The 23,881-nt window shown below is 59.0% G+C and carries 15 protein-coding genes; 11 read left to right on the top strand and 4 right to left on the bottom strand.

Going from position 1 to position 23,881, the window contains the following annotated elements; translation table 11 throughout:
• The first annotated feature begins 11 nt into the window (after window positions 1–11).
• Genes OVA03_RS16730 through kduI form a run of 3 tightly spaced genes read left to right on the top strand, consistent with a single transcriptional unit; the run spans window position 12 to window position 4,493 of the window.
• The gene (locus OVA03_RS16730; protein WP_267526161.1) at window positions 12–2,249 is read left to right on the top strand and encodes a glycoside hydrolase family 88 protein; all 2,238 of its coding nucleotides are present in this window, start codon (window positions 12–14) and stop codon (window positions 2,247–2,249) included.
• Between the two features lie 11 nt (window positions 2,250–2,260).
• Window positions 2,261–3,637 carry an oligogalacturonate lyase family protein gene (locus tag OVA03_RS16725; protein ID WP_267526160.1) on the top strand — a complete coding sequence of 459 codons (1,377 nt, stop codon included), beginning with the start codon at window positions 2,261–2,263 and terminating at the stop codon, window positions 3,635–3,637.
• A gap of 7 nt (window positions 3,638–3,644) precedes the next feature.
• Window positions 3,645–4,493, top strand: a complete 849-nt coding sequence (gene kduI / locus OVA03_RS16720) for a 5-dehydro-4-deoxy-D-glucuronate isomerase (protein ID WP_267526159.1) — start codon at window positions 3,645–3,647, stop codon at window positions 4,491–4,493.
• Between the two features lie 21 nt (window positions 4,494–4,514).
• On the opposite strand, the gene OVA03_RS16715 is transcribed toward kduI, so the two are convergent.
• Entirely contained in the window at window positions 4,515–5,114 is a 600-nt protein-coding gene (locus OVA03_RS16715) for a biliverdin-producing heme oxygenase (protein ID WP_267526158.1), read from the bottom strand.
• Window positions 5,115–5,159: 45 nt separating this feature from the next.
• The gene (locus OVA03_RS16710) at window positions 5,160–6,368 is read right to left on the bottom strand and encodes an NAD(P)/FAD-dependent oxidoreductase (RefSeq protein WP_267526157.1); all 1,209 of its coding nucleotides are present in this window, start codon (window positions 6,366–6,368) and stop codon (window positions 5,160–5,162) included.
• Window positions 6,369–6,467: 99 nt separating this feature from the next.
• Between OVA03_RS16710 and OVA03_RS16705 the strand changes: the two genes are divergently transcribed.
• From OVA03_RS16705 to OVA03_RS16680, 6 genes are all read left to right on the top strand, one after another.
• Window positions 6,468–7,355 carry a Ku protein gene (locus OVA03_RS16705; protein WP_267526156.1) on the top strand — a complete coding sequence of 296 codons (888 nt, stop codon included), beginning with the start codon at window positions 6,468–6,470 and terminating at the stop codon, window positions 7,353–7,355.
• Window positions 7,356–9,902, top strand: a complete 2,547-nt coding sequence (ligD, locus tag OVA03_RS16700) for a DNA ligase D (RefSeq protein ID WP_267526155.1) — start codon at window positions 7,356–7,358, stop codon at window positions 9,900–9,902. It abuts the gene before it with no gap.
• 80 nt (window positions 9,903–9,982) lie between these two features.
• Entirely contained in the window at window positions 9,983–10,501 is a 519-nt protein-coding gene (locus OVA03_RS16695) for an RNA polymerase sigma factor (RefSeq protein ID WP_267526154.1), read from the top strand.
• Window positions 10,491–11,447, top strand: coding sequence for a FecR family protein (locus OVA03_RS16690; protein ID WP_267526153.1), 957 nt, complete (start codon window positions 10,491–10,493; stop codon window positions 11,445–11,447). Before OVA03_RS16695 ends, OVA03_RS16690 begins: the two co-directional genes overlap by 11 nt.
• Window positions 11,448–11,578: 131 nt before the next feature.
• Entirely contained in the window at window positions 11,579–14,509 is a 2,931-nt protein-coding gene (locus tag OVA03_RS16685) for a TonB-dependent receptor (RefSeq protein WP_267526152.1), read from the top strand.
• Between the two features lie 81 nt (window positions 14,510–14,590).
• Complete coding sequence (locus OVA03_RS16680; RefSeq protein ID WP_267526151.1) at window positions 14,591–15,991, top strand: alkaline phosphatase; 1,401 nt, start codon at window positions 14,591–14,593, stop codon at window positions 15,989–15,991.
• Between the two features lie 54 nt (window positions 15,992–16,045).
• Here the strand turns inward: OVA03_RS16680 and OVA03_RS16675 are convergent, their stop codons facing one another.
• Both OVA03_RS16675 and OVA03_RS16670 read right to left on the bottom strand, forming a co-directional pair.
• Window positions 16,046–17,272 carry an MFS transporter gene (locus OVA03_RS16675; protein WP_267526150.1) on the bottom strand — a complete coding sequence of 409 codons (1,227 nt, stop codon included), beginning with the start codon at window positions 17,270–17,272 and terminating at the stop codon, window positions 16,046–16,048.
• 84 nt (window positions 17,273–17,356) lie between these two features.
• Window positions 17,357–19,318 carry a sialate O-acetylesterase gene (locus OVA03_RS16670; RefSeq protein WP_267526149.1) on the bottom strand — a complete coding sequence of 654 codons (1,962 nt, stop codon included), beginning with the start codon at window positions 19,316–19,318 and terminating at the stop codon, window positions 17,357–17,359.
• Between the two features lie 260 nt (window positions 19,319–19,578).
• On the opposite strand from OVA03_RS16670, the gene OVA03_RS16665 reads away from it, so the two are divergent.
• Together OVA03_RS16665 and OVA03_RS16660 are read left to right on the top strand one after the other, a co-directional pair.
• Entirely contained in the window at window positions 19,579–22,692 is a 3,114-nt protein-coding gene (locus OVA03_RS16665) for a TonB-dependent receptor (RefSeq protein WP_267526148.1), read from the top strand.
• A 90-nt stretch (window positions 22,693–22,782) separates the two neighbouring features.
• A complete protein-coding gene (locus OVA03_RS16660) occupies window positions 22,783–23,862 on the top strand; it encodes a LacI family DNA-binding transcriptional regulator (RefSeq protein WP_267526147.1) in 1,080 nt (359 codons plus the stop codon).
• Window positions 23,863–23,881 lie beyond the last annotated feature (19 nt).

The following is a 23,881-nucleotide window of genomic DNA, read 5'->3' as shown; positions in this document are numbered from 1 at the left end:
AGGATTACCTTATGAATATGCGCGCGATTATGCTGTCCTCAGCCCTGTCACTGGCCATGATCGGCGCGATACCCGCCTATGCGCAAACGTCCGCCCCTGCTCAGGTGGCTGGTATTGAGACCCGTTGGCTTACCCCCCCCGCACGACCCGATCTTGAGTTTTCGCCGGCCAGCGTCCCGTCGCGTCAGTCCGTTTTGTCCGCGCTGGACTATGTCGCTGCGTCGCAAATCGCTGACATGAGCCGCCGCCCCATCCAGCTTTCGACCGGCTCAAACCTGTCGGAAATTTCGTCCAACTGGGTGGCCGCCACCTTCTATGTCGGCGCAGCGCGTCTGGCGCGCGAGTCCGACAATACAGACATTCTGCGGTTTTTGACCGCCACTGCCGAACACTATAACTACGCCTTTCGCGGCGCGCGGGCCGAGCGCCTGCTGCTCAATGCCGACGATGTGGCGATTGGTGATCTCTATCAGGAAATCTATGCCCGCCGTGGCCAGCAAGGCGTGATCATGCCCTTGCAGCAGCGTCTGGATTACATGGTGCCGCACCTGAACCGCGCTCAGGAGACGGAAAGCCTGATCTGGTGGTGGTGTGACGCGCTCTATATGGCCCCGCCCGTTCTGGCGCGTCAGACCGCGCTGACCGGTGATATGAAATACCTCAAGGCGATGGATAAGGAATGGCGGCGCACGGCAGCCCGCCTGTGGGTCGAAGACGACCGCCTGTTCCTGCGGGATGAGCGCTTTAAGGACGAACATCATAAGGGCGCGGGTGGCCAGCCGATCTACTGGTCACGCGGCAATGGCTGGGTCATGGGGGGGCTGGCGCGCACGCTGGAGTCCATGCCGGCGGATTTTGAGGGCCGCGAGTTTTACGTCACCACCTTCACCAAGATGGCGGCCCGCATCAAAGACTTACAACGCCCCGACGGCCTGTGGGCGACCGATCTCAACGATCCGAAGTCTTTCCCCGAAGCGGAAACGTCGGGCTCGGCGTTCTTTGTTTATGCCCTGGCCTGGGGGATCAACCACGGCCTGCTCGACCGCGCGACCTATCAACCGTCAGCACTCAAAGGCTGGGCGGCGCTTAACCGCCATGTCCTGGCCAACGGTCTGATCGGCGCGGCGCAAAAGACCGGCGACCGCCCGGTGCCCACCAAAGCCGAGGATGTCGGGCCCTATGCGACAGGGGCTTATCTGTTGGCCGGGATCGAGGTCATGAATCTGAATGGGGCAACGCAGGCCCTGCCCGAAGCCGAACCGGCCCGCGACGATGAAGCCACGATCTTTGCCACCACGCCGCAGCCGATTGCGCCGGTGACGGTCATTGGCGACGAAGAGAAAAAGCGCCGCGCTGCCGAAATGCGCGCGACCCGCGCCCTCGCCTACGATCCGGCCACGCTAAAACGCCCGGCCAATGTTGAAAAACTGACTCCGCCCGCTGATCACACCCCGCGCGCCGTCGCCCGCTTTGCGCCCGACCGGTTTGATGACCTGCTTTGGGAAAATGATAAGGTCGCCCACCGCATCTATGGCCCCGCTCTGGAAGCCCGCGAAGCCCCGTCCGGCTCCGGCATTGATGTCTGGGCGAAGCGCGTGCGCTACCCCTATATGGACCGCCAGCTTAAGTTCCCGAACTACCACGTCGATCGCGGCGAAGGCTTAGATTATTACGATGTCGGGCGTGGCCGCGGGGCGGGTGGGCTTGGCATCTGGTATGACAATAAGCTGTGGACATCGCGTAATTTCAGCACATATGAGATCCTGAAAACCGGCGGGGACGAAGCCAAATTCAAGGTTGATTACCGCCCGTGGCCGGTCGATGTAACGCGCAAAGTCTGGGAGACACGGACGTTTTCACTGCCGCTGGGGTCGAACTTCACGCGCATGACCTCGACCATCTCTTCGGATACCAAAGATCCGCTGATCGTCGCCATTGGCATCATCAAACGCAAAGGCGATGCGGGCAATGGCATCGTCACCAAGGATGCCAAATCCGGGACTTTGAGCTTCTGGGAACCGGCCAGCGTCAACGGCAGCATCGGCATTACCATCGCCGCTGATCCGGCCATGGTCACAGGCTTCACTGAGGACGCTGAAAACTACCTGATCCTGCTGAAGGTCACACCGGGCAAGCCCTTTACCTACTACATGGGCTCGGCCTGGGACGGCGGGCTTGATTTCAAATCGCGTGAGGCATGGGACGCCTTTGTGAAGTCCCAGACCTTTTCATTCGCGCCCGTTAAGTAAGGAGTACCGCCATGACCACCGGAACACGCCGCACCGCCCTCAAAGGCTTTCTGGCCGGAGCCTCGGCTATTGGTATGTCGATGACGCAGGCCAGCGCGCAAACCGCGCCCGCGACTCCTGCAAAGCCTGCAGGCCCAATCCCGAAAGATTGGATAGACCCCAAAACCGGCCACCGCATTATCCGTGTGTCGGAAGAGGCCGGTGCGCAGGGCATGTACTTCTACCGCCATGTCTACACGCCGCAGGGCGATATCATGGTCATCAAATCGCCGACCGGCATTCAGACGGTTGATCTCAAAACCTGGAAAGTGACACCGCTGGTTACCGGCGCAGGGAATGACCTTTTGTTCGCCGCCCGTAAATCGCGCGACATCTATTACGCCGTCACCGATGCGGGTGAGGCCCTGCCCGCCGACCGGCCCAAGACCATCTTTGCCATCAATATCGACACGAAGAAAAAGCGTCAGGTCGCCCGCATCCCTGCCGGTCAGATCAGCGCCATGAACGCTGACGACACGGTGCTGCTCGGCACGGTCGCATACGGTGCCAAACCGTTGCAGCCCAAGGACAAGGACAGCCTTGAAAAGTTCGGTCAGGCCGAATATGCCGCCCTTGGGCCCGACGGTAAGCCGCTCAACTTCGCCAAGGCGAAGGGTGTGCGGATGCTGGAGCGCTGGGCCTCGCGTGTGCCCGCCGAGCTGTTTACCATCGACATCAAGACCGGCACGCGCAAAGTCATCTACAGCACCGAAGAATGGATCGGCCACGCCCAGTTTTCACCGACCGATCCGAATCTGATCCGCTTTTGCATGGAAGGGCCGTGGCACCGGGTGGATCGCATCAAGCTGATCAATGCTGATGGCACCAACCTGCGCTCAGTCCACACCCGCACCATGAATATGGAAATCTGGGGCCATGAGTTCTTCAGCCAGGACGGCAAGTGGCTGTGGTTTGACCTGCAAACGCCGCGCGGTCAGGTGTTCTGGGTCGCAGGTCTTGAACTGGCGACCGGCAAGCGCGTCTGGAAACGGGTCGAACAAAACGACTGGGGCGTGCACTTCAACGTCGCCCATGACGGGGTGACCTTTGCCAGCGACGGCGGTGATTTTGACATGGTGGCTCACGCGCCCGATGGCAAATGGATATCACTGCTGGAGGCCGTCACCATCGTCGATGCCGACCTGCCGTCATATGATGACGACCTGATCACCATTGAAAAGTTCACCTCCACCCGTCTGGTCGATATGTCGGCCCACGACTACCGGCTGGAGCCCAATCTGCGCTTTACGCCCGACGATAAGTGGATCGTGTTCTGCTCCAATATGCACGGTGACAACCATGTCTATGCGGTTGAGGTCAAACCGACCCGCGCGCCTGTGAAGGGTTAAGTGTAACGTGTTTCATAAGACCTATTACGCCACCCATCCTGACCAACTGGCGACGGCTGACACCAAGGCCCTACGAGATCGATATTTGATCACCGATCTGTTTGCGACCGATGATATCCGGCTCAACTATGTCCATCAGGAACGCCTCGTCATCGGCGGGGCAGCCCCCGTCAGCACGGCGGTGGCATTACCGAGGTTGACCGAACCGCCCTCGGCGGCCGGCACCTCGCTGCTGGACCGGCGGGAAATGGGTGTGGTCAATGTCGGTTCAGGCGCGGGTGTTGTGCGCGTCGACGGCGTGGCGTTTTCGCTTGCCCCGCTCGATGCGCTATATATCGGCAGTGGTAGCGGTGATGTATCGTTTGAAAGCGACAGCCCGGACAAACCGGCGCGCTTTTATCTGGCGTCCACCCCGTCGCATCAACCCTACCCGACCGTGCGCATTGCCCTTAAGGACAGTCAGCCGCTGGAACGCGGCAGCCTTGAAACCTCCAATGAGCGCACCATCCATCAGTTGATCGTACCGCGCGTCTGCCGATCGGCGCAGCTTCTGCTGGGCTTGACCCTGCTTAAACCCGGCAGCGTCTGGAACACCATGCCGCCGCACCTGCATGACCGCCGCTCAGAAGCCTATTTTTACTTTGATATGGGCGCCAATGACCGGGTGTTTCACTTTATGGGACAGCCCGACAATACCCGCCACCTGATCGCCGCCAATGAGCAGGCCGTGATCTGTCCGCCGTGGTCGATCCATTGCGGTGCCGGCACATCCAACTACGCCTTTATCTGGGCGATGGGCGGGGAGAACCTCGACTACGGCGATTTCAACGAACTGGATCTATGTCAGTTGGCTTGATGTAAAACCGGCGCCGATTAGTCAGTCAAAAAATTGCCGCACCCGCGCGTGCACGCTCACAAAAGCCGCTTCAGCGCCGGACACAACGCGCGCGTCTTCTTCCGCCGTCAGGTCGATGCTGTCAAGTGCGGCCGTAAAGGTGCGCCAGTGCAACCCCCGTCCCTCATCCGCCGGCGCCAGATGACGGGCACCGTATTTGGCATTCAGCCCCAGTTTTGCGGCGAATTTAAGCAGAAAGGCCGCTCCAAGACTGGAGCCTTCGGCGACATAAAGCCACCCCAAGGCCGTCGGAACATCAATGATCTCCCCGGCCACAAATCGCGCGGGATCGGCCTCAAGTCCCTGAATATCCGCCACCCCAAGATCGGCCAAATCCTGCGCCACCGCCTCAAACCGGCGCCGCCCGACCAGATCAGGCAGTAAACCCTCCAGTTCGGCTACCTGATAAAGTGCGGCAATATCACGGTGAAACAGATACTGAACCTTCAGAAATTTCGCATAGTTCGCGCGGTTGGCAAACGGATCACCAACCATAATCGCCTTATCCAGCCGATCATGCGTCCCGCTGGTCAGAGCTTTCAGGCGTCTGGCACGGCTATCCTGCGCCGGGATCTGGTTCATGCTGCACTCCGTTCAGCAACAGTCTAAACGGGCAAGCCCCCGAATTCAAAACTCAAATAAATCCGCCTCGGGGTCCTGCCCGCCGGTGAGCGTCGTGGTCAGAAGTTCCGCCCCTAACCGGCTGAACGTAATACCATTTCCGCCGTAAGCCATAATGGCAAACACATTGGCCTTACCCGGCACCGCGCCTATGGTCGGCAAGCCGGTGGCTGAGGCCCCGAATGAGCCGCACCAAGCAAAATCGGCCTTGGTGTCAAGCTGTGGAAATATGTCCTTAAGCTTGGCCTCCAGCCGCGCGACCTTTTCGGTAAGCATCCCGTCACGCTTGTCCTCGTCCTCAAATTCCTCGTCCTCACCGCCGCAGATAACTCGGCCATCCGCCGTGCAACGCATATAGAGATAAGGATCAGACGCTTCCCAGATCAGGCATTTCTGCGGCCACAGCTTATCCGGTTGTGGGCGGGTGGCGATGGCGTAGGTCGAATTGAGGCTATGGCGACGGGTGCGGATATCTTTCGGCATCTCATAGCCGCTAGCATAGATGACGTAGCGGGCACGGATCACCGGCCCCTCAGCGGTGATTACATCGGCGCCGTCGCGGTGGGTCTCGACCCTCTCGGCGGTCACCGGCGCAAAGACCTGCGCGCCCTGGCCTATGGCCTTGAGCAGAAACCCACCGGCCAGTTTGACCGGATTGACCGACAGATTATCATAGGCCTTAAGGGCGGCGATTCGGCGGATATCGTGATCGTTTTTCAACATGTCGCGGGTGAGGTAATCGGTATAAAGCCCGATTTCATTTCGGTTTTTGGCCTCTTCTTTAAGACCATCCGCGTCCAGAACATTGCCCGCCAGAAACAGCGAACAGACTGGCTTTACATCGCATTTCAACCCCAGAGACGATATCCGCGCATGAAGGCTCTCCAGCGCCAGCTTAGACCGCCGCCAGGCCCGCATGGCCTTATCGCGCCCGATCTGGCCCAACAGCACGGTCAGCGGCGTGTCGATCTCATACTGCAACAGGGCGGTGGAGGCCGAGGTTGCCCCTTTCAGCGGCCCGCGCCGGTCAAGCAGAATGATCTTAAAACCGGCCGCACTTAGGGATTCAGCGGCCATAGCGCCAGTAATACCGGCCCCGATAATGACGATATCGGTGCGCTGATCTTTGGTCAGTTTTGAGGTCGGAATGCGCGGCTTAGGCTTAGACAGCCATAACGGATTGCCGGTGCGCAGGTCTTTGGATTTGGTAAGCATTTTCCAAGCGTACGGTGCGCCATATAAAAATGACATTCCGACTGACTTTTTACGCGAGGTAAGCGCACCCTCTGACGAAACCCATATCCGGAGGCCAAAATGGCTTTGCGACCCTATTGGAGCGGCAATTTGCGCATGTCGCTGGTGACCTTGCCGGTCAGTATCTATTCGGCGCTCAATCGTTCGCGCACCATTGCCATGCACGAAATCTACCGCAAAACTGGTCAGCGAATCCGCCACCAGAACGTCACCGACGACGGCACCGAGGTCGAGCGCGACGATATCATTAAGGGCTATGAGGTTGAAAAGGGTGAATATGTCCTGATCGAACCGGATGAGATCAAGGATTTGAAAATCCCGTCATTGCGCACGCTCGATATCGTGCAGTTTGCCGCCGCGGCTGACATTGACGATATCTATTTCGACAGCCCCTATTTCGTCGCCCCGCAAAAATCAGCCGACGAAGACACCTTTGCCGTGATCCGCGATGCCCTGCGCCAGACTAAAAAGGTGGGCTTAGGCCAATTGGCGATCGGCGGGCGCGAGCGGTTATGTTCGGTCAAGCCTTGCGGCAGCGGGTTGTTGCTGCACACCCTACGTTATGAGGATGAACTGCGCGAATCGGACCCTTATTTTGAAGATATCGACGCCAAGGCATCCTCCGAAGAACTGGACTTGGCCAAGGAACTGATCCGGCGCAAAACGGCTAATTTCGACGCGGGTAAGTTTAAGGATCACTACCGCCAGGCCTTGCAGGACCTGATTGATTCCAAGATCGAAAACCGTGAACCGACCGCCGTTGAAGAGGATCGCCCAGCCGCCAAGGTCATCAACCTGATGGATGCCCTGCGCAAAAGTTTGCAGGATAAAGAGGGTGACAAACCAGCGACAAAGCCCACCGCAAAGGCCAAACCCAAGACGACGACGAAAGCCAAACCCGCCACCGCCAAAACTTCCACCAAAGCGCCGCGCAAAAAGGCCAGCTAAATGGCAAGTCTCGACCTTTATAATCAGAAGCGCGATTTTACCAAAACCGCCGAACCGGAAGGTAAGCTGGGCGATGGCAGCGGATTTCGCTACCTGATCCAGAAACATGCCGCCACCCGTCTGCATTATGATTTCCGGTTGGAACTGGACGGGGTGCTGAAATCCTGGGCCGTAACCCGCGGGCCCAGTCTCAACCCCGATGATAAACGGCTGGCGGTCGAAACCGAGGGCCACCCCGTCAGTTACGGCAGTTTTGAGGGCATTATCCCCAAAGGCCAGTACGGCGGGGGCACGGTCATGATGTGGGACGAAGGGACATGGGAGCCGCTGGAAGACCCACATAAGGGCTTAAAAGACGGCAATCTCAAATTCCGGCTGCATGGGCAGCGTTTGACCGGCGACTGGGCGCTGGTGCGCATGAAACCGCGTCCGCAAGATAAGGGACGCGCCAACTGGCTGCTAATCAAGCATAAGGATGAAGCATCCACAACAGACGATGCGGAAAGCTGGCTGGAGACTATGGCCACCTCCATCATCAGTGGCCGGTCGATGGACGACATCGCCAAAGCGGGCAATAACGTCTGGAACTCGCGCCCAAAAGACACCCCTGCCAAGGCCGCCAAGTCAGGGAAACTCAAATTCGTCCCGCCCGAACTCGCGACCTTGGCCGTCAGCATCCCGCAAGGCGATAAATGGGTGCATGAAATCAAATTTGATGGCTACCGAATACAGGCGCTGATCGAGAATGGCACCGCCCGCCTCCTAACCCGCACGGGGTTAGACTGGACCGCCAAGTTTGCGCCCCTGCCGGAAATTTTGGGCCGTCTGCCGGTAAAATCCGCCATACTCGACGGCGAAATCGTGGCCGTAGATGATGATGGCCGCATCAATTTTAAAGCCCTGCAGGCGACCTTGAGTGGGGAGGATAGCGCCCCGTTGCAATATTACGTTTTCGATTTCCTGCATCTGGACGGCGAAGACCTGCGCGCCCTGCCCCTGCTGGATCGCAAGGCCAAGTTGGAAGCCATGCTGAACGCCGCCGATACCGATGATCGCATCAACTATTCGGAGCACTTTACAAAAAAAGGCGACAGCTTTCATCAGCAAATCTGCGACATGGATATGGAGGGCCTGATCTCTAAACGGGCTGATGCCCCCTATAGCTCAGGCCGCGGCAAGTCGTGGCTGAAGATCAAGTGCCATAAGCGTCAGGAATTTGTCATTGGCGGCTTTACCCTGCCCGCTAAGGGCGGACGCGGCATCGCTGCGCTGCTGGTCGGTTATTATGACGAGGATCGCCTGATCTATGCGGGCAAGGTCGGCACCGGTTTTACGGCTGATAGCTCTATAGACCTGCGCAGACGCCTCGATACCCTGGCTGATGATAATCCGTTTGAGGGCGTGCCGGCCCTGGCCCGACGCGGGGCGAACTGGGTGACGCCTAAGCTGGTGGCCGAGGTGCAGTTCGGCGAGTGGACCTCAGACGGCCGCCTGCGCCACCCGTCGTTTCAGGGCCTGCGCGATGACAAACCGGCCACAGAGGTCAGCCGCGACTACGCCGTCAAAACCGCCAAGGCTGAGACCGAAGCTGAAAAGGAGGTCAGGGTGGCCCCCAAAACCAAACCCACTGCCCCGCGCAAGTCCTCAAAAGACTCTGAGGTCGGCGGCGTGCGTATCTCCCACCCTGACCGCATTGTCTATCCAGGCACGAATATCACCAAGGTCGATATCGCCCAATATTACTTCAGCGTTGCCGACCATATCCTGCCCCACATTGCCGGACGGCCGATCTCGATGATTCGCTGCCCGGAAGGCATTGGTGGTGACTGCTTTTTCCAGCGCCACATGGGTCTGGCCAAAATGGCCCACGTCAAGGACAGCGGCATCAAGGTCAAGGGCCGGCGCGAATCCTACATCATGATTGAAGACGCCAAGGGCCTGATCAGCCTGATCCAATGGGGGGTGATTGAAATCCATCCGTGGGGCTGCATGGCCTCGGGTCATGACCGGCCTGACCGGATGATTTTCGACCTCGATCCGGATCCAGACGCCAAATGGGAGGATGTTATCGCGGGCGCTACCGAGGTGCGCGATCGCATGGCTGAGTTTGGCCTGCAAAGCTTCCTGAAAACCACCGGCGGCAAGGGCCTGCATGTTACCGTGCCGATCATGCCTGAGCATGACTGGGACGCCATCAAGGCCTTTACCCGCGTCATTGCCCAGTCGATGGCGCACGATAACCCTAAGCGCTATATCGCCACGGCGTCAAAGGCCGCGCGCAAAGGTAAGGTCTTCATCGACTATCTACGCAACGACTATACCGCCACCGCCATTGCCCCCTTTGCCGTGCGTGCCCGTGATGGTGCGACCGTGGCCACGCCGATCGCCTGGGATGAGTTGCCCCCCAAACTTAAACCGGATGAGTTTACCATTGCCACGGTGCCTAAGCGCCTCACAACCCTCAAAACCGATCCGTGGGCGGATATATTTGAGGTTAAGCAATCTCTGTCCGGCAAGATATTGACAGCACTCGGCATTCAGTCGTGAGGGTTGAATAGGCGGACCGATAGGCGTTGCAACAATGACGTTGTAATATAACTGTCACCCAAGCCGTCTATTCAGCAGGCATGGCCACAGGACTACCCGAACATTTCTGGGTGCCGCAGGAGCGCGGCCGTCTCATGCAGTTTGTCGCGGGCAAGGTGCGCGATGAGGCCGTGCGCGAAGATGTGGTCCAGGAAACCCTGACCCGCCTGATCAGCTACAGTCGCCGCCACGCCGTCGAGAACCTCACCGCTCTGGCCCGCACCATCGCCACCAACCTGATTAACGACCATTTCCGGGCTGCCAAAGCGCGTCCCACCGAAGAAATCGACACTGACCTTGCCTGCAATCAACCCTTGCCGGAGCAGATCCTGATGCACCGCCAGCGACTGGATGTTTTCACGGATGCCTTAAAAGGGATGCCGCCGCTGCGGCGCGAAGTACTGATCCGTAGGCGCGTCCGGGGCGAAACCTGCGAAGAGATTGGCAAGGCCCTGAACCTTAGTCCTGACGCCGTCGAAAAACATATCTCACGGGCCCTGCGCCAACTGCACGACCATCTCGAAAAAGCCGAAAAGAAGCGCGTAAAATATGACTCCTGAGACGGCGGATATCACAGACACCATTTGGGACGTTGCCGCCGGATTTGTTGATCGCCAGCTGCACGATACAAAGTTCACGACCGCAGCCTTCGATGAGTGGATCACGCGCGATCCCCGCCACCGGATCGCCTATGATACCCTGATGCGTGTGGCGCGCGACGCGGCGTTGAACGATGCGCTGGCGGCCTTTGACACCCCGCCTGCCGTCAATATAGCTGCCGTGAAGGCGACGCGGCGTAGGTTCATGGCCGGTGGCATCATGGCCGCCGCTGCGGTCGCAGTTGCCGCCTTCTTGCTGCCGCCGGTCGTGTATGATCAGTTCACACCGCTCAGCGTCTATGAAACGGAGGCCGGACAGCCGCGTGAGGTGCGCTTAAGCGATGGCACCGATCTGCATATCAATGGTGCCAGCCGCGTGGAAGCCCGCATAACCCCCTATCGCCGTCATGTGCGCCTAAGCCAGGGGGAGGCCTATTTTGCCGTCGCCAAAGATGCCGACCGGCCCTTTACGGTCGCGCTCGATGGCGGCGATGTCCGGGTCTTAGGCACCCAGTTTAACCTAAGCTATATGCCGGATGGCGTTGAACTGAATGTCTATGAGGGCAAGGTCAGGCTCAAGGGCAACGACCGTAAATTTGGCCTGTTCACCCGCGGCATGAGGGCGCGCCTGGCGGATGGTGCCATCACACCGCTGGCGGCCTTTGATCCGGACGGTGGTGACTGGCGCGCCGGCTGGATCGAGCCCGATAACTGGAGCTTAGAGCGAGTCGCGCAGGAATTTACCCGCCGCTCCGGTGTGGCCATCCGCTTTGAAAACGCGGCCCTGAAAGATAAGCGCATCATCGGCCGTTTGCGCCTCGATGACCCGCAAAGCCAGTTGGAGACCCTGGCGGTTGTGCACGGCTTTGAGGTCGCCCGCGAAAACGGGTCAATAATTATACGTTGAAATACATAAGCTTAGGCATGTCATGAATAATTCACGAAATGACCTGTCGGGTAAATCCGTCTCTCATCCGTCCCTTTAACCGTAAGACGCTCGTCACTGGGGCTGAGCAATCTATTCATGGGGATCTGGTTTTGACTTTTAATTTTCATCGCATTCTATGCCTGTCGGCGTCGCTGGCCGCGCTCAATCTGGGGGCGGGCATGGTCGCCGTCACCGCGCAGGCCCAGACCGTCGCCAACCGCGTCGTCACGGTTGACATTAAGGCCGGTGACCTGAACACCGCTCTGGTGCAGTTGTCGCGCACATCGGGCGTGCAGGTCGTCGCTGACCCCGCCCTTCTGGCCGGTAAGACCACCCGCGGCGTCAAGGGCAACATCAGTGTAGATCAGGCTCTGGGCAGCCTGCTGTCCGGTCAGAACCTGAGCTATAGCCTCAAGGGCGATACGGTGATCGTCAAAGCCGGTGTCACAAAAGCTACCGCCCAAACCGTCACCCCGGTTATGGCCGCAGCCTCAGTCCCGCAAGCGGACACCACCGCCCCCGAAGCCATCGAAGAAGTTGTCGTCACCGGTTTCAGAAGCTCACTGGCTAAGTCGCTCAATGAGAAACGCAAGGCCGTCAACGTCATCGACGTCATCAATGCCGAAGATATCGGTAAGTTCCCGTCCAACAACATTGCCGAAGCGCTGCAGCGCGTGCCGGGAATCTCCATCACCCGCGACCGTGGCGAAGGTCTGTTCGTGCGGGTGCGCGGCCTTGGCCCCAACTTCCAGAACGTGACCATCGATGGCCGCAGCGCCGCCGTGAACGAAAACGTCCGCGACTCGGGCCAGTCGGGCCGCCAGTTCCGCTTTGACACCATGGCGTCAGAACTGGTTTCCGGCGTCGAAGTCATCAAGTCGCCGCTGGCCTCACTTGACGAAGGTGCCATCGGCGGCACGATCAACATCCGCACCTTTAAGCCGCTTGATTTCAAAAAACCGACGACCTCGGTCAGCCTGACCACCACCTATGTTGAACTGGCCGATAAGGTTGATCCCAAGGCATCGGCCCTCATTAGCTGGAACAACGAAGACCGCACGTTTGGCGCGCTGGTCTCCGCCAATTACGGCATCCGCTCCCTGCGTTCGGATCGCATCACCGGCGTAAGCTGGGCGGCCAATAAGATCGATGTCACCGGCGACGGTGTCACCGATACCAACTTCACCCCGTCCGCTGTGCGCCCGACCCTGGAGCGCGAACGCCGCGAACGCTATGGCCTGACCGCCGCTCTGCAATGGCGCCCGACCGAAAATACCGAAATCGCCCTGACCAGCTTTTACACCTATCTCGACAACTTCTATGACGAACTGACCTATTCGGCTGATTTCGTTTTGTCATCGCTGGTGCCTGGCACCGCAAAGGTTGAAAATGGCGCCCTCGTCGGCGGGCGCACCACCTCAACCAGCACCCAGATCGGCCGTGAGATCGACTACCTGACCCACGACAACATGCTGACCGATCTGACCGTCAAGCATCGTCTGGGCGAATGGGATCTGTCGGGCAGCGTCTATGTGGCGCGCGCCTACTCCAATACCGATAAGCCGATCACCCGCACCCGCGTACTGGGCAATTCCGGCGCGTTAGAGTTTTATATCCCGCAAGTTGGTGATGGGGTACCCAGCCTTGATTTCCTGACCCGCGACCTGAACGATCCGATCCTGCCGTTCCGCCGTCTGGAATGGCGCATCAACGACTCGACCGACGAAGAAGATGCCGTCCAGTTCGACGCCAAACGCGACCTGAGCTGGGGCGTGTTCAGCCAGATTTCCGGCGGCGTCAAATTCCGTGACCGTTCGCGTGAATATAACCGCCGCGATATCAACTTCACCCGCAATAAGTCAGGTCAGACCATCGGCGGCAACAACACCCTGTTCGGCCGTGAGTTCTATGACGGCTTCCCCGAAGACGACTTCCTGAGCGAAGTGTCCGGCACCCTGCCCCAGACCTGGCTGCTGCCAAACCGCGATGCATTTCTGGCTATTCTGGACACATCAGCCATCGCCAATGCCGCCCCGGCGCGCGGCGATCTGAGAAACTCATATTATGTGGCCGAAAAGATCAAGGCCGCCTATGTCGCCACCAATATCGACACCATGGTGTTCGAGCGGTCCCTACGCGGTGAAATCGGTGTACGCTATGCCGAAACCGACCAGACCTCACAGGGCCATGCCGACACCGGCTCTGCCGCCGTGCCGGTCAGCTTTGATAAGACCTATAAGGACACCCTACCGAGTGCCAACTTTGTCTACGAACTGCGCGACGACATTCAAATCCATGCCGCCGCCGCCAAGGTCATCACCCGTCCATCACTGGCTGACCTGTCGCCGCGCCTGACGCTTAATTCATCGGGTACGGTCTTTACTGCCGTCGGCGGCAATCCGCTGCTCGATCCGTTTGAGGCCAATCAGTTCGACCTGACCGCCGAGTGGTACTTCGCACCGGGTTCGGCCCTGATCGGCGGGGTGTTCTATAAGGACATCACCACCTTTGTGTATAACCAGAACACCACAATTGCTATCGACGGCCAGAACTACCTGCTGACCGCGCCGGTCAATGGCGGCGAAGCCTGGGTCAAGGGCTTTGAGCTGGCCTGGCAGCAGAACTTTAAGTTCCTGCCCGCCCCGTTCGATGGTCTGGGCGCGCTGGCCAACTATACCTGGACAGATTCTGAGGCGACCTATTCGGCCACCCTTAAGGACAAGATGCAGAACGTGGCGGAGAACAGCTACAACATCACCGTCTTCTATGAAAAGGATAAGCTGGGCGCGCGCCTGTCCTATTCATGGGTCGATGATGTACTGGCCTCGGTCGGCACCGGCGGCCTGAGCAACCTGAACGAAAAAGAATACGGCTCGCTCGACGGCAATATCAGCTATAAGATCGATGACCGCTACAGCATCGTGGCCGAAGCCCAGAACCTGACCAACGAAGCCCAGTGGCAGTTCGCCCAGAACGGCCAGTTCGGCGGCTATACCTATAATGGCCGCACCGTCTCCATCGGGGTTCGGGCCAAGTTCTAGTTCCCGCCCGTAACCTGATGACCTCCCGCCCGGTTCTCCAACACCGGGCGGGATTTTGTAATTTTGCTGAGGAGTACACCGATGAAAGCCGCCCTGTGTCTCGCTACCGCCCTCATAACCACACCGGTATGGGCGCAACCGGCCTCCCCGGCTCTGGACGTGGCTTTGGCGCGCACGCCCAATACCGGTAAAGCCAAAAACATCATCCTGTTTATCGGCGACGGCATGGGCATCAATTCGGTCACCGCTGGCCGCATCATGGCCGGACAGGCGCGTGGGCAGGACGGCGCGTCCTATCGGCTGACCTTTGAGACCCTGCCCTATTCGGCGTTTTCCAAGACCTATTCGGCCGATAAGTTTGTCACCGACTCGGCCAACGGCATTTCCGCCATCACTACCGGCGTTAAGACCATCAATGGCGCGATCGGGGTTGATGCCACGGTCACCTCAAAGGCCTGCGCGCTCAGGGCAACCCATATCCCGACCATAGCCGAACAGGCCAAGCGCATGGGCAAATCCGCAGGCGTCGTGACCACCTCTGGAATCACCGACGCCACACCGGCCGGAGCCTATGGCCACACATCCACCCGCGGCTGGCGCTCAGATTCAGAACTGCCCGCCGACGCTGCCAAATCCGGGTGTGTCGATCTGGCCCGCCAAATGGTCGAAGCCGCCGAAGATGTCCGCATGGATGTGGTGCTGGGCGGTGATCTGGCGCGTTTTCAGACCGTTGCAGATGGCGGCAAGCGTAAGGACCAAGACCTGACGAAGGTTTGGGCCGCACAAGCCAAAGCTCAGGTCGTGACCGGAAAATCAGCCCTAAGCGCGGTCGATGCAAACAACACCTCAAAACTGCTCGGCCTGTTTGCTGAGGGCGATCTGCCCTCGGTCGTCGATCATAAGAACCAGACCGAAGTCCCCAACCTGGCCGACATGACCGCCAAGGCCATTGAGGTTTTGTCCAACGATCCTGACGGCTTTTTCCTGCTGGTGGAATCGGCCGCCATCGATAAATGGCACCATCAGAACAATGCTTACCGGGCGCTGACCGATGTCGATGAACTGGATAAGGCCGTGCAGGTCGCCCTCAGTAAAACTGATGCCAGAGACACTCTGATCATCGTTACCGCCGACCACAGCCACGGCCTGACTCAATCGGCGGGCTCTACCCGCGAAGAACCGATCATGGGCCTTGCCCGCAATCGCGGTGTCAATGAGCCGGATAAAAACGGTAAGGGCCGCACGGTGTTGGCCTACGCCTCCGGCCCATCTGCGCTGGGGCCGCACGATCATGATCTGACGCAGGATGAGGCACTGGCACCCGATTTCAAACAGCCGACCCTGGTGCCGCTATCGAGCGCCCAGCACACCGGCGAAGATGTGCCGGTCTATGCTTCCGGCCCGCAAGCGCACCTGATTTCCGGCACGGTGGAATCGACCTTTCTGTATGATGTCATGAATTACGCTATGTCAATGAAATAGCCAGACCACAAAAACATAAATAGAGTTCCGCCCTGGATATCTGGTTAGCTGACATCAATCGATTTTTTCTGGGATCACTGAGTAAACCCGGCTGAAAATAATGATCAAGGTTGCAATACCATAGACCACGCCAGCCACACAAAATATCGGAACGTAGGACTGCATAAATTCCAGCACCACGCCCGAAAACAGTGCCATTAGAATAGCACCTATGGCGCCGGCAGCCCCGCCAACGCCTACGATGCTGCCGACGACCTCTTTCGGAAACAGGTCGGACGGCAGGGACAGGAGATTGGCTGAAAACGCCTGATGGGCCGCGGCGGCTACGGCGATGATGGCGACCGACAGCCCCAGCCACGGGCTGAACGGCACGGCGATGAGCGGTAAAATCAGAACCGCGCATACTGCCATAACCGTCATGCGGGCGCGACCAACCGAGGCCCCTTTGGCGATCAGGGCCGAAGATGTCCAACCCCCGGCCACGCTGCCGACATCGGCCAGTACAAAGATCGCCAGTAGCGGCACACCAAATACACCCAGATCAAGCTGGTGATTGCGGTACAGAAAATCAGGCAACCAGAACAGGTAAAGCCACCAGACGGGGACGGTCAGGAACTTAACCGCCACATAGACCCAAGCCTGCCGGTGCCGCATCAATTCGGCAAATACCGTCCAGGTCAAGCCCTGTCGCCACGCGGACGGATCAGCATTGGGCGGGCGGCGATAAAACGCCAGCCATAGCCCTAGCCACAGCAGACTGAGCAGGCCCGTTCCGACAAAGGCCCCGCGCCAGCCATAGAATTGCGTCAGCACCGGCACCAGAGCCAGCGTCAACAGCGCCCCGGTCGACGCCCCGGCATTAAACACCCCGATGGCCAGCGCGCGTTCCTGCGGAGGAAACCATTCGGACACCGCCTTGAGTCGGGCGGGAAAGGTACCGGATTCCCCCACGCCTAACAAAAAGCGGATAAGGCCAAACTGCATAAGGCTGCTGGCCAGCCCCAGCGCCGTGTGCGCCGCCGCCCACAGGGAAAAGGCCGCCGCATACCCCCGGCGAGCCCCAAAGCGATCCATGACCGGCCCGAACGTCAGAAACCCGACCACAAAGGCCGCATGGAACGCAATCACGACACCGGAATAATCGAGTTCCGACCAGCCCAGATCGGCTTGCATCACGGGTTTAAGCAGACCGAACATCTGCCGGTCCATATAGGTCAGACACGACGCCAGAAAAATCAGGCCAACGATCAGCCATCGCTCGCGGCGTGTGCCTGTGGTCATTCTGTGTACGCCCGCCCCTGTGTTTTAGCGATCATGGGTCAAACCCGTCGCCGTGTCACCTCTGCCGAAAGCTTACGGACGGCGTTACGGTATATTTATGGCAAACGGCACCACCGGCAGACCGCTCTTGCCATAGAGATTAACCGGCGGAGAGCCCTGCCAGGCATAGCGAACCTGACGGGCCTGCGGATCGGCGGGCAGGCGAACCGCGTCACCGTCCACCTGCGCCGTCGCGAACCGGCACTTTGCGTCAGAGTCACACAATTCGAACGCCGCCGCGTCATGCGACCCATAGGCCATAAGCCCACCCCCGGTATCTTTAAACTGCACACGGATGCCGTCGCCCGCGGCCTCTGCCTTAACCGGCGACGGCGCGGACAGGACTTTGCGGCCATAGGCCAGACGCAGCATTTCGTTACTCAACCGAGCCCCGACTTCATCTTTGTGGGCCGGGTGAATATCATAGGACACCCCCAGATCAATCAGAACCGCCAGCCCTGCGTGCGGATCCTGAGCCACCATAAGGCGCTGGGCCTCCCGCAGTTTTGCCCAGTCATTGTCGGTCGGCACGGCACTGCGCGGGCCATATCCCGGCAGTTGGGCAATAACGACCGGCAGGGATGGATCGTTAAATTCCTCACGCCACGATGACGCCCACAGGGTCAGGAGCGCCCCATAGTTTTCAGCCTCGCTGGTATTGGTTTCGCCCTGATACCAGGCGATCCCTTTGAGCGGAAAGCCATGCAGGGGGGCTATCATGCCATTCCACAACATGCTGATACCGCGCGGCGCAGCCCACGGCACAAACGGCGGCGGGGTTTTCCAGATGCGGCGTGCGCGGCCGGTCTGGTAGCGCCACGCACCACTGAGATCAACGGACGCGCCCGCCGTCAGATCGAGCCGCACATCCGAGGCCTTGCCCATCAGTCCGCCCGCCCCGCGTTCATCGAGCACACGGATGGCAATGACATTGCGTCCAGCCTTGAGGACGCCCATGGGGACAACATAGGCGCGGGTTTCGCTGCCCAGCAGGGTCGCGCCCACGACCTGACCATTGATCCAGACCTGATCGCGTTCATCAATACGCCCCAATCGCAGGATAGCAGGCCCAATGGCCTGCGCTACGGTCAGATCAAGACTACGGCGGAACCACATCAGGCCGTCGAAACTGCGTAAAGCCGCGATGCCGGAGCGCTCCCACACACCGGGCAGCGAGATTTCTGGCCAAGCGGAATCGTCAAAGGCCGCCAAGTGATAGCCTGCCGCCACACCTTGCGGATCGGCGGTTTGCGCCCAAGCCTCGGTTGCGGCGATACGTTCCTGCGTAGCCGCTTGCGGATCGCCGGCATACTGGCTCAGGCGGTCAACATCCTCACGATACTGAGGCACGGTCTTCAGCGCGCCACCGGAAAGCCAGTCCTCGATCGACGTGCCGCCCCATGAGGCCTGAATAACGCCAATAGGTGCGCCAGTGTTGGCCGCCACCAGCGACTTAGCCATATGCCAGCAGGCGGCGGAAAAGGACGGTAAGCTGTCAGGCCCCGCCGGTGCCCAGCCGATTTCCGGCGTGACCCAGCTTTGCGGCTGCGCGCTGGCGGTGCGGGCAACCTTAAACAGGCGGATGGGTTTGCCGCCCCCCTCCTCAGCCGTGCGCTTGGGATAGGCCGTATCGCTGACCGACAGGTCCATATTCGACTGCCCGGAACACAGGAACACATCGCCCGCCACCACATCTTTGAGACGCTGTGTTTCGCCACCCGACACATTGATGTCCATTATACCTTTGGCGCCATCAGGCACCGGCGGCAGGATGACGGCCCACCTGCCATCCGCATCGATCTGGCCTTTAGCAGTCATTCCGGCAAACCCGACCGTTACCGTGGCTCCGGCCCGGCCGTCACCGCGCACCGTGACCGGTTTACCCCGCTGCACGACCATATGGTCGCTAAATAACGGATCGATCCTGAATGGCGTGTCGGCCTGAGCGGCAAAGCCTGCGCAAAGCCCAGCCATAAACAGCCCGCGAAGGGCGGTCGTCCTGATCATGCGTATCTCCCTTTTATCCCGCACCATTGGGCGAGGCTTTTGAGGGAGATTATTCATTTTTCGATACCGGTGTCAATTTATTTTGCAAACCAAAACTCGTCATAATCCTTTTAAAATAAGGCATAAATTACTTGAAAAGATTCATTATTGACACCGGTATCGATTCAGAACTACCAATATAAGCAGGGTTAAAGGGCAAAAAAACAGCCCATCACAAGGAAATGCCAATGATCAATTCTCAGGGAAGGGGGCGCCGCCCCTTGAAGGCATTGTGCCTGGGCACAGTGGCGCTCGCCAGTTTATGCAGTGGCGCGACGGCGCAAACCGCTTCGGAAACGCAAACGCCTCTAGCGGAAGAAGATATTGAGGTTGTGGTCGTGCGCGGCATACGTGGATCGCTCAATGACGCGCTTGAAATCCGCCGCAAGGCCGATGTCATTCTGGACGGCATTTCCGCTGACGATATCGGCTCGACCCCGGATCTCAATCTGGGCGAAGCCCTGCAACGCATTCCGGGCGTGCAGATCAACCGCTCGGATGACCGGCGCGATGCCTCGATCAGCGTGCGCGGCCTGCCCAGCGAATACACCAAAACCACCGTTATGGGCCAAAGCATTGCCGCCCCTACGCTTGGCACCCGCGGATCAGGTAATCCGTTTGGGATATATGATGCCGCCATCTTTGGCGGGGCGGATGTGATTAAGTCGTTTTCGGCCGATATGCCCGCCGGTGGGCTTGGGTCCATCGTCAATCTGCGCATCCGTCCGGCCCTGTCGCGCAAAGACGGCGGCGTGTTCAGAATTGAAACTCAGTGGGAAGAGTCCACGGAAAAACTCAATCCGGCCTTTTTCCTGACCGGCTCAAAGAAATTCACACCCAACTTCGGCGTCTATGGCACCCTGTCCTATTCCCGTCAGAATTTCCGGCGCGACACCATCCGCATCAACGCCTACACGGCCTATAGCGCTGCGCGCCTGACGCAACTGGCGGCCAGCAATCCGGCCTTTGCTATTCCGGCCACCACCGACGGCGTCGCCAATCAGGTGGTCTTCCCCTCAGAAGTCCGGCAATATTCACGCACATCGGACGGCTCCCGCCTGTCAGGGGCTGCCGGTTTTGAGTGGCGCGTCAATGATAATCTAAATATTCGCCTTGATGGGATCGCGACGCGCCGTGAGCTTGATGAAGCCAACCTCGATATACTCACCGCGTTTGCCTCCGATACGACCGGGATCGTAACGCCGCTCAGTGATCCGGTTCTGGTCGGTCAGTTCGACCGCGGCTCGGACGGTACGGTTGAAAACGTCTATGTCGTCAATAAGGTGCAGGCCAGCGATGTGCAGTTACCCATCGGTAATCGCGGCATGCCGTCAATTGACGAAAGCTTTGCCCTTTATCCGCAGGTGAACTTCAATACGGGCGGCTGGCAAATCAATGCCATCGGCACGATCTCCGAAGCCCTGGGGACGCGCGATGAATATCTTTATGAGCACCGCATCCAGCCAACCACCGGTCGCACGGACCCCGACGGCGACGGCATAGACAACACCACCAACGGCATTACCGCCATCATTGATACCGGCCTGGGCAACTATAAGAACTACCTGTTCGATCTTAACCTGCCCAGCCGCCTGTTGACCGCGACCGGCCCCTATACGGTCAGCGGCGGCAATGGCACTCAGGCGCGCAACGGCCTGCGCCCTGAAAACGTCGTCGTGACCGCCAGCGGCGCTAATCTTCGGGTACGGCGTAATATGTATGCGCTCGATCTTAAGGCCGAGCGTGATGTCAATTTTGGACCCTTCACTACGGTGAATTTTGGCGTCTATTACTCCAAGGAAAAGGCCCGTCAGATCTATCAGGAAAACGCCAATCTGGGCCTGCAACTCAACAAACTGACCAGCGACATCTTCAAGCTCAACGATGCGGTCACACGCGGCGGTGATTTCTTTGGATCGGGTGCGCCCAATGCCGAGCTTGATAATTTCTGGTCGGTCGATTACCGCCTGATCGAGCAGCAGATATTCCCGGTGCTAAACACAGTGCCGACCAATGTCGGCTTCACGATGACGACGGCGCAACTGGCCAACTTCTTCCCGGAACTGACGCCCGCCGCCCGCAGCCGCATCACCTATCAGAAAATACTGGAACTGGCGCCGCGCAACGAACTGTCGGGCATGATCCAACGCTTTCCGCTCAACCGGGTGGCCGGTCAGAACTTTCGGGCCTCGCGCGAAAACCTCGAAGCCTTTGCCCAAACCAAGTTCGATTTTCTGGAAACAGCCGCAAGTTGGCCGGTACGCGGCAATCTGGGCCTGCGCTATGTTAAGGCCGATCTGACCGGATTGATCGAGGATCAGGCTTTGAAATTCTATGAGGCGCTGGGCTTCACCAGCGCGGATTTCCGCCCCGGCTATTTCAGGCCCGCGGAACCGGCGGGCGGGTCGTACGATGCGCTGTTGCCCTCAGCGAACCTGATTGTCGATTTTTCGCCCAAGCTGGTGGCGCGCGCCGCCTATTATGAAACCTTTGAAGCGTTCGATATGGTCGAGTTTTCACCAGCCCCAACGCGGGTGCTGGAAAATGTCGATCCGGATACAGGTGAGACCCAAAGTTCGGTGCGTATCGACATGAACCGCTTTGACCTCAAACCCCGCAGTTCAAAGGCCTTCGACCTTGGCGTGTCGTACTATAACCGGCGCGGCAATGTTGTAGCCATCGGCTATTTCCACAAGACGATCGAAAACAATATCATTGAGCAGAACAACTACTGCCCGGTAGGTGAGAATTTTGAAGTTGAGGGCGAATCTTACGGCCCAATGTTTATCGACGCGACGGGCTTTTGCCGGATCAGTCAGGGGGCCACACCCGAAACCGCCAATCAGCGCATCGTCATCAACCGCGTCATCAATGATCCCAATCAGCTCAAGGTCGAAGGGGTCGAATTCCAGATGCAGCAGGATTTTTCCTTCCTGCCGGGTATCTGGCAGAACTTCGGCATGGTCTTTAACGCCACCAAGGTCACCTCCAGCGGCAGCAACGGCTCAAAGCTTTACGGCGTTGCTGACCATACCTACAATCTGATCGGCTATTACGAGGACGACCGGTGGCAGGCGCGACTGGCCTATAACTATGCCTCGGAAATCCTGCTTGAGGGCGGCTCGACCTTTACCGGCAGTTCCAGCCGCGTCAGTCCGCGTGGCCAGCTCGATTTTTCCGGAGCCTATACGCCCACTAAAACCACTGAACTGCGCCTTGAGGTCTATAACATCACCAATTCGCGCCGTGAGGAATTTGAAGGGGTCGAAGCCTTTAACCGCGTGGCCGATTATGATGGCATTACCTATTCGCTCAGCGTAACCAAAAAATTCTAACTGTAACCGGCGGGCGGCCACCACCGCCTGCCATTCCCCCCCGATCAGCCAAGTTCAGGCGGCTGATCACAACATGAGTACAGACCCAACGTGACCGAAAAACGGACGGAAAAGACAGGGACGATTGTCGCCTTGCCGCGAAAAACAGGCTCAGCGCCGACCATCACCGATGTGGCGGAACTGGCGGGCGTGTCGAAAAAGACCGTTAGCCGCGTCATCAACCGTGAGGCGCTCAAAGCCTCCACGCGGGTCAAGGTCGAAGCCGCCATCGAACAGCTCGGCTTTGTGCCGAATGTACAGGCGCGCGCTCTGGCGTTTCGCAAGAATTTCGTCATCGTCCTGTTTATTCATGACTCGACCTCGCCCATGGCCATGACCTTTCAGCGCGGGGTACTGTCGGCCATAGCCGACAGCGAAATCGCCCTGGCGGCACGGCCACTGGATCGCAGCGCACCTCACCTTTTGAGCGATATTGAGACCTTCCTCACCCGCCAAAAACCCATGGGCGCCATCTTTCTGCCGCCTCTGTCGGAGCGCGACGATATCGGCGAACTGTGCCAGCGCATGAACATCAAATATATCCGCGTCGGCTCAGCCCAACTCGACATGATGTCGCGCAGTGTCTGGTCCAACGACCGTGAGGCCGTTATGGCGGTCGTTCGGGATATGGTAGCCCTGGGCCATCGCCGCATCGGCTTTGTGCGTGGCCCGGCGGGGTTCCGCTCCGCCCGTGAGCGCGAGGCCGGGTTCCGGCAGGCCCTGCAAAACGCCGGTCTGCCGATGGATGAGACTCTTTTTGCCGATGGTGAGTACAGTTTTGAGTCCGGCGTGAGGGCGGGCAAAGTCCTGCTCACCGCGCCTGTACCGCCCACGGTCATTTTCGCCAGCAACGATTCGATGGCCGCCGGGGTCACGCGCGCCGCCCATGAACGGGGGCTTAATCTGCCGGGTGACCTGTCGATTGTGGGTTTCGATGACGGGCCGGTGGCCATGCAGCTCTGGCCATCGCTGACGACCGTGCATTGGCCGATTGCCGAGATGGGGGCGCTGTCGGTGCGTAAGTTGGTGCCGGAAATGGTGCTGAAATCCGGCGAGATGGCCGACGACCTGCCGTCCATGGTCGAGTCGACGCTTATCCGCCGGGAATCGCTGAGTGACGCCAAGACCTGACCTTTTGCCCAGGAGATCG

Source organism: Asticcacaulis sp. SL142, from assembly GCF_026625745.1.
Taxonomy (GTDB): Bacteria; Pseudomonadota; Alphaproteobacteria; order Caulobacterales; family Caulobacteraceae; genus Asticcacaulis.
This window is presented reverse-complemented; position numbering and strand designations above follow the sequence as displayed.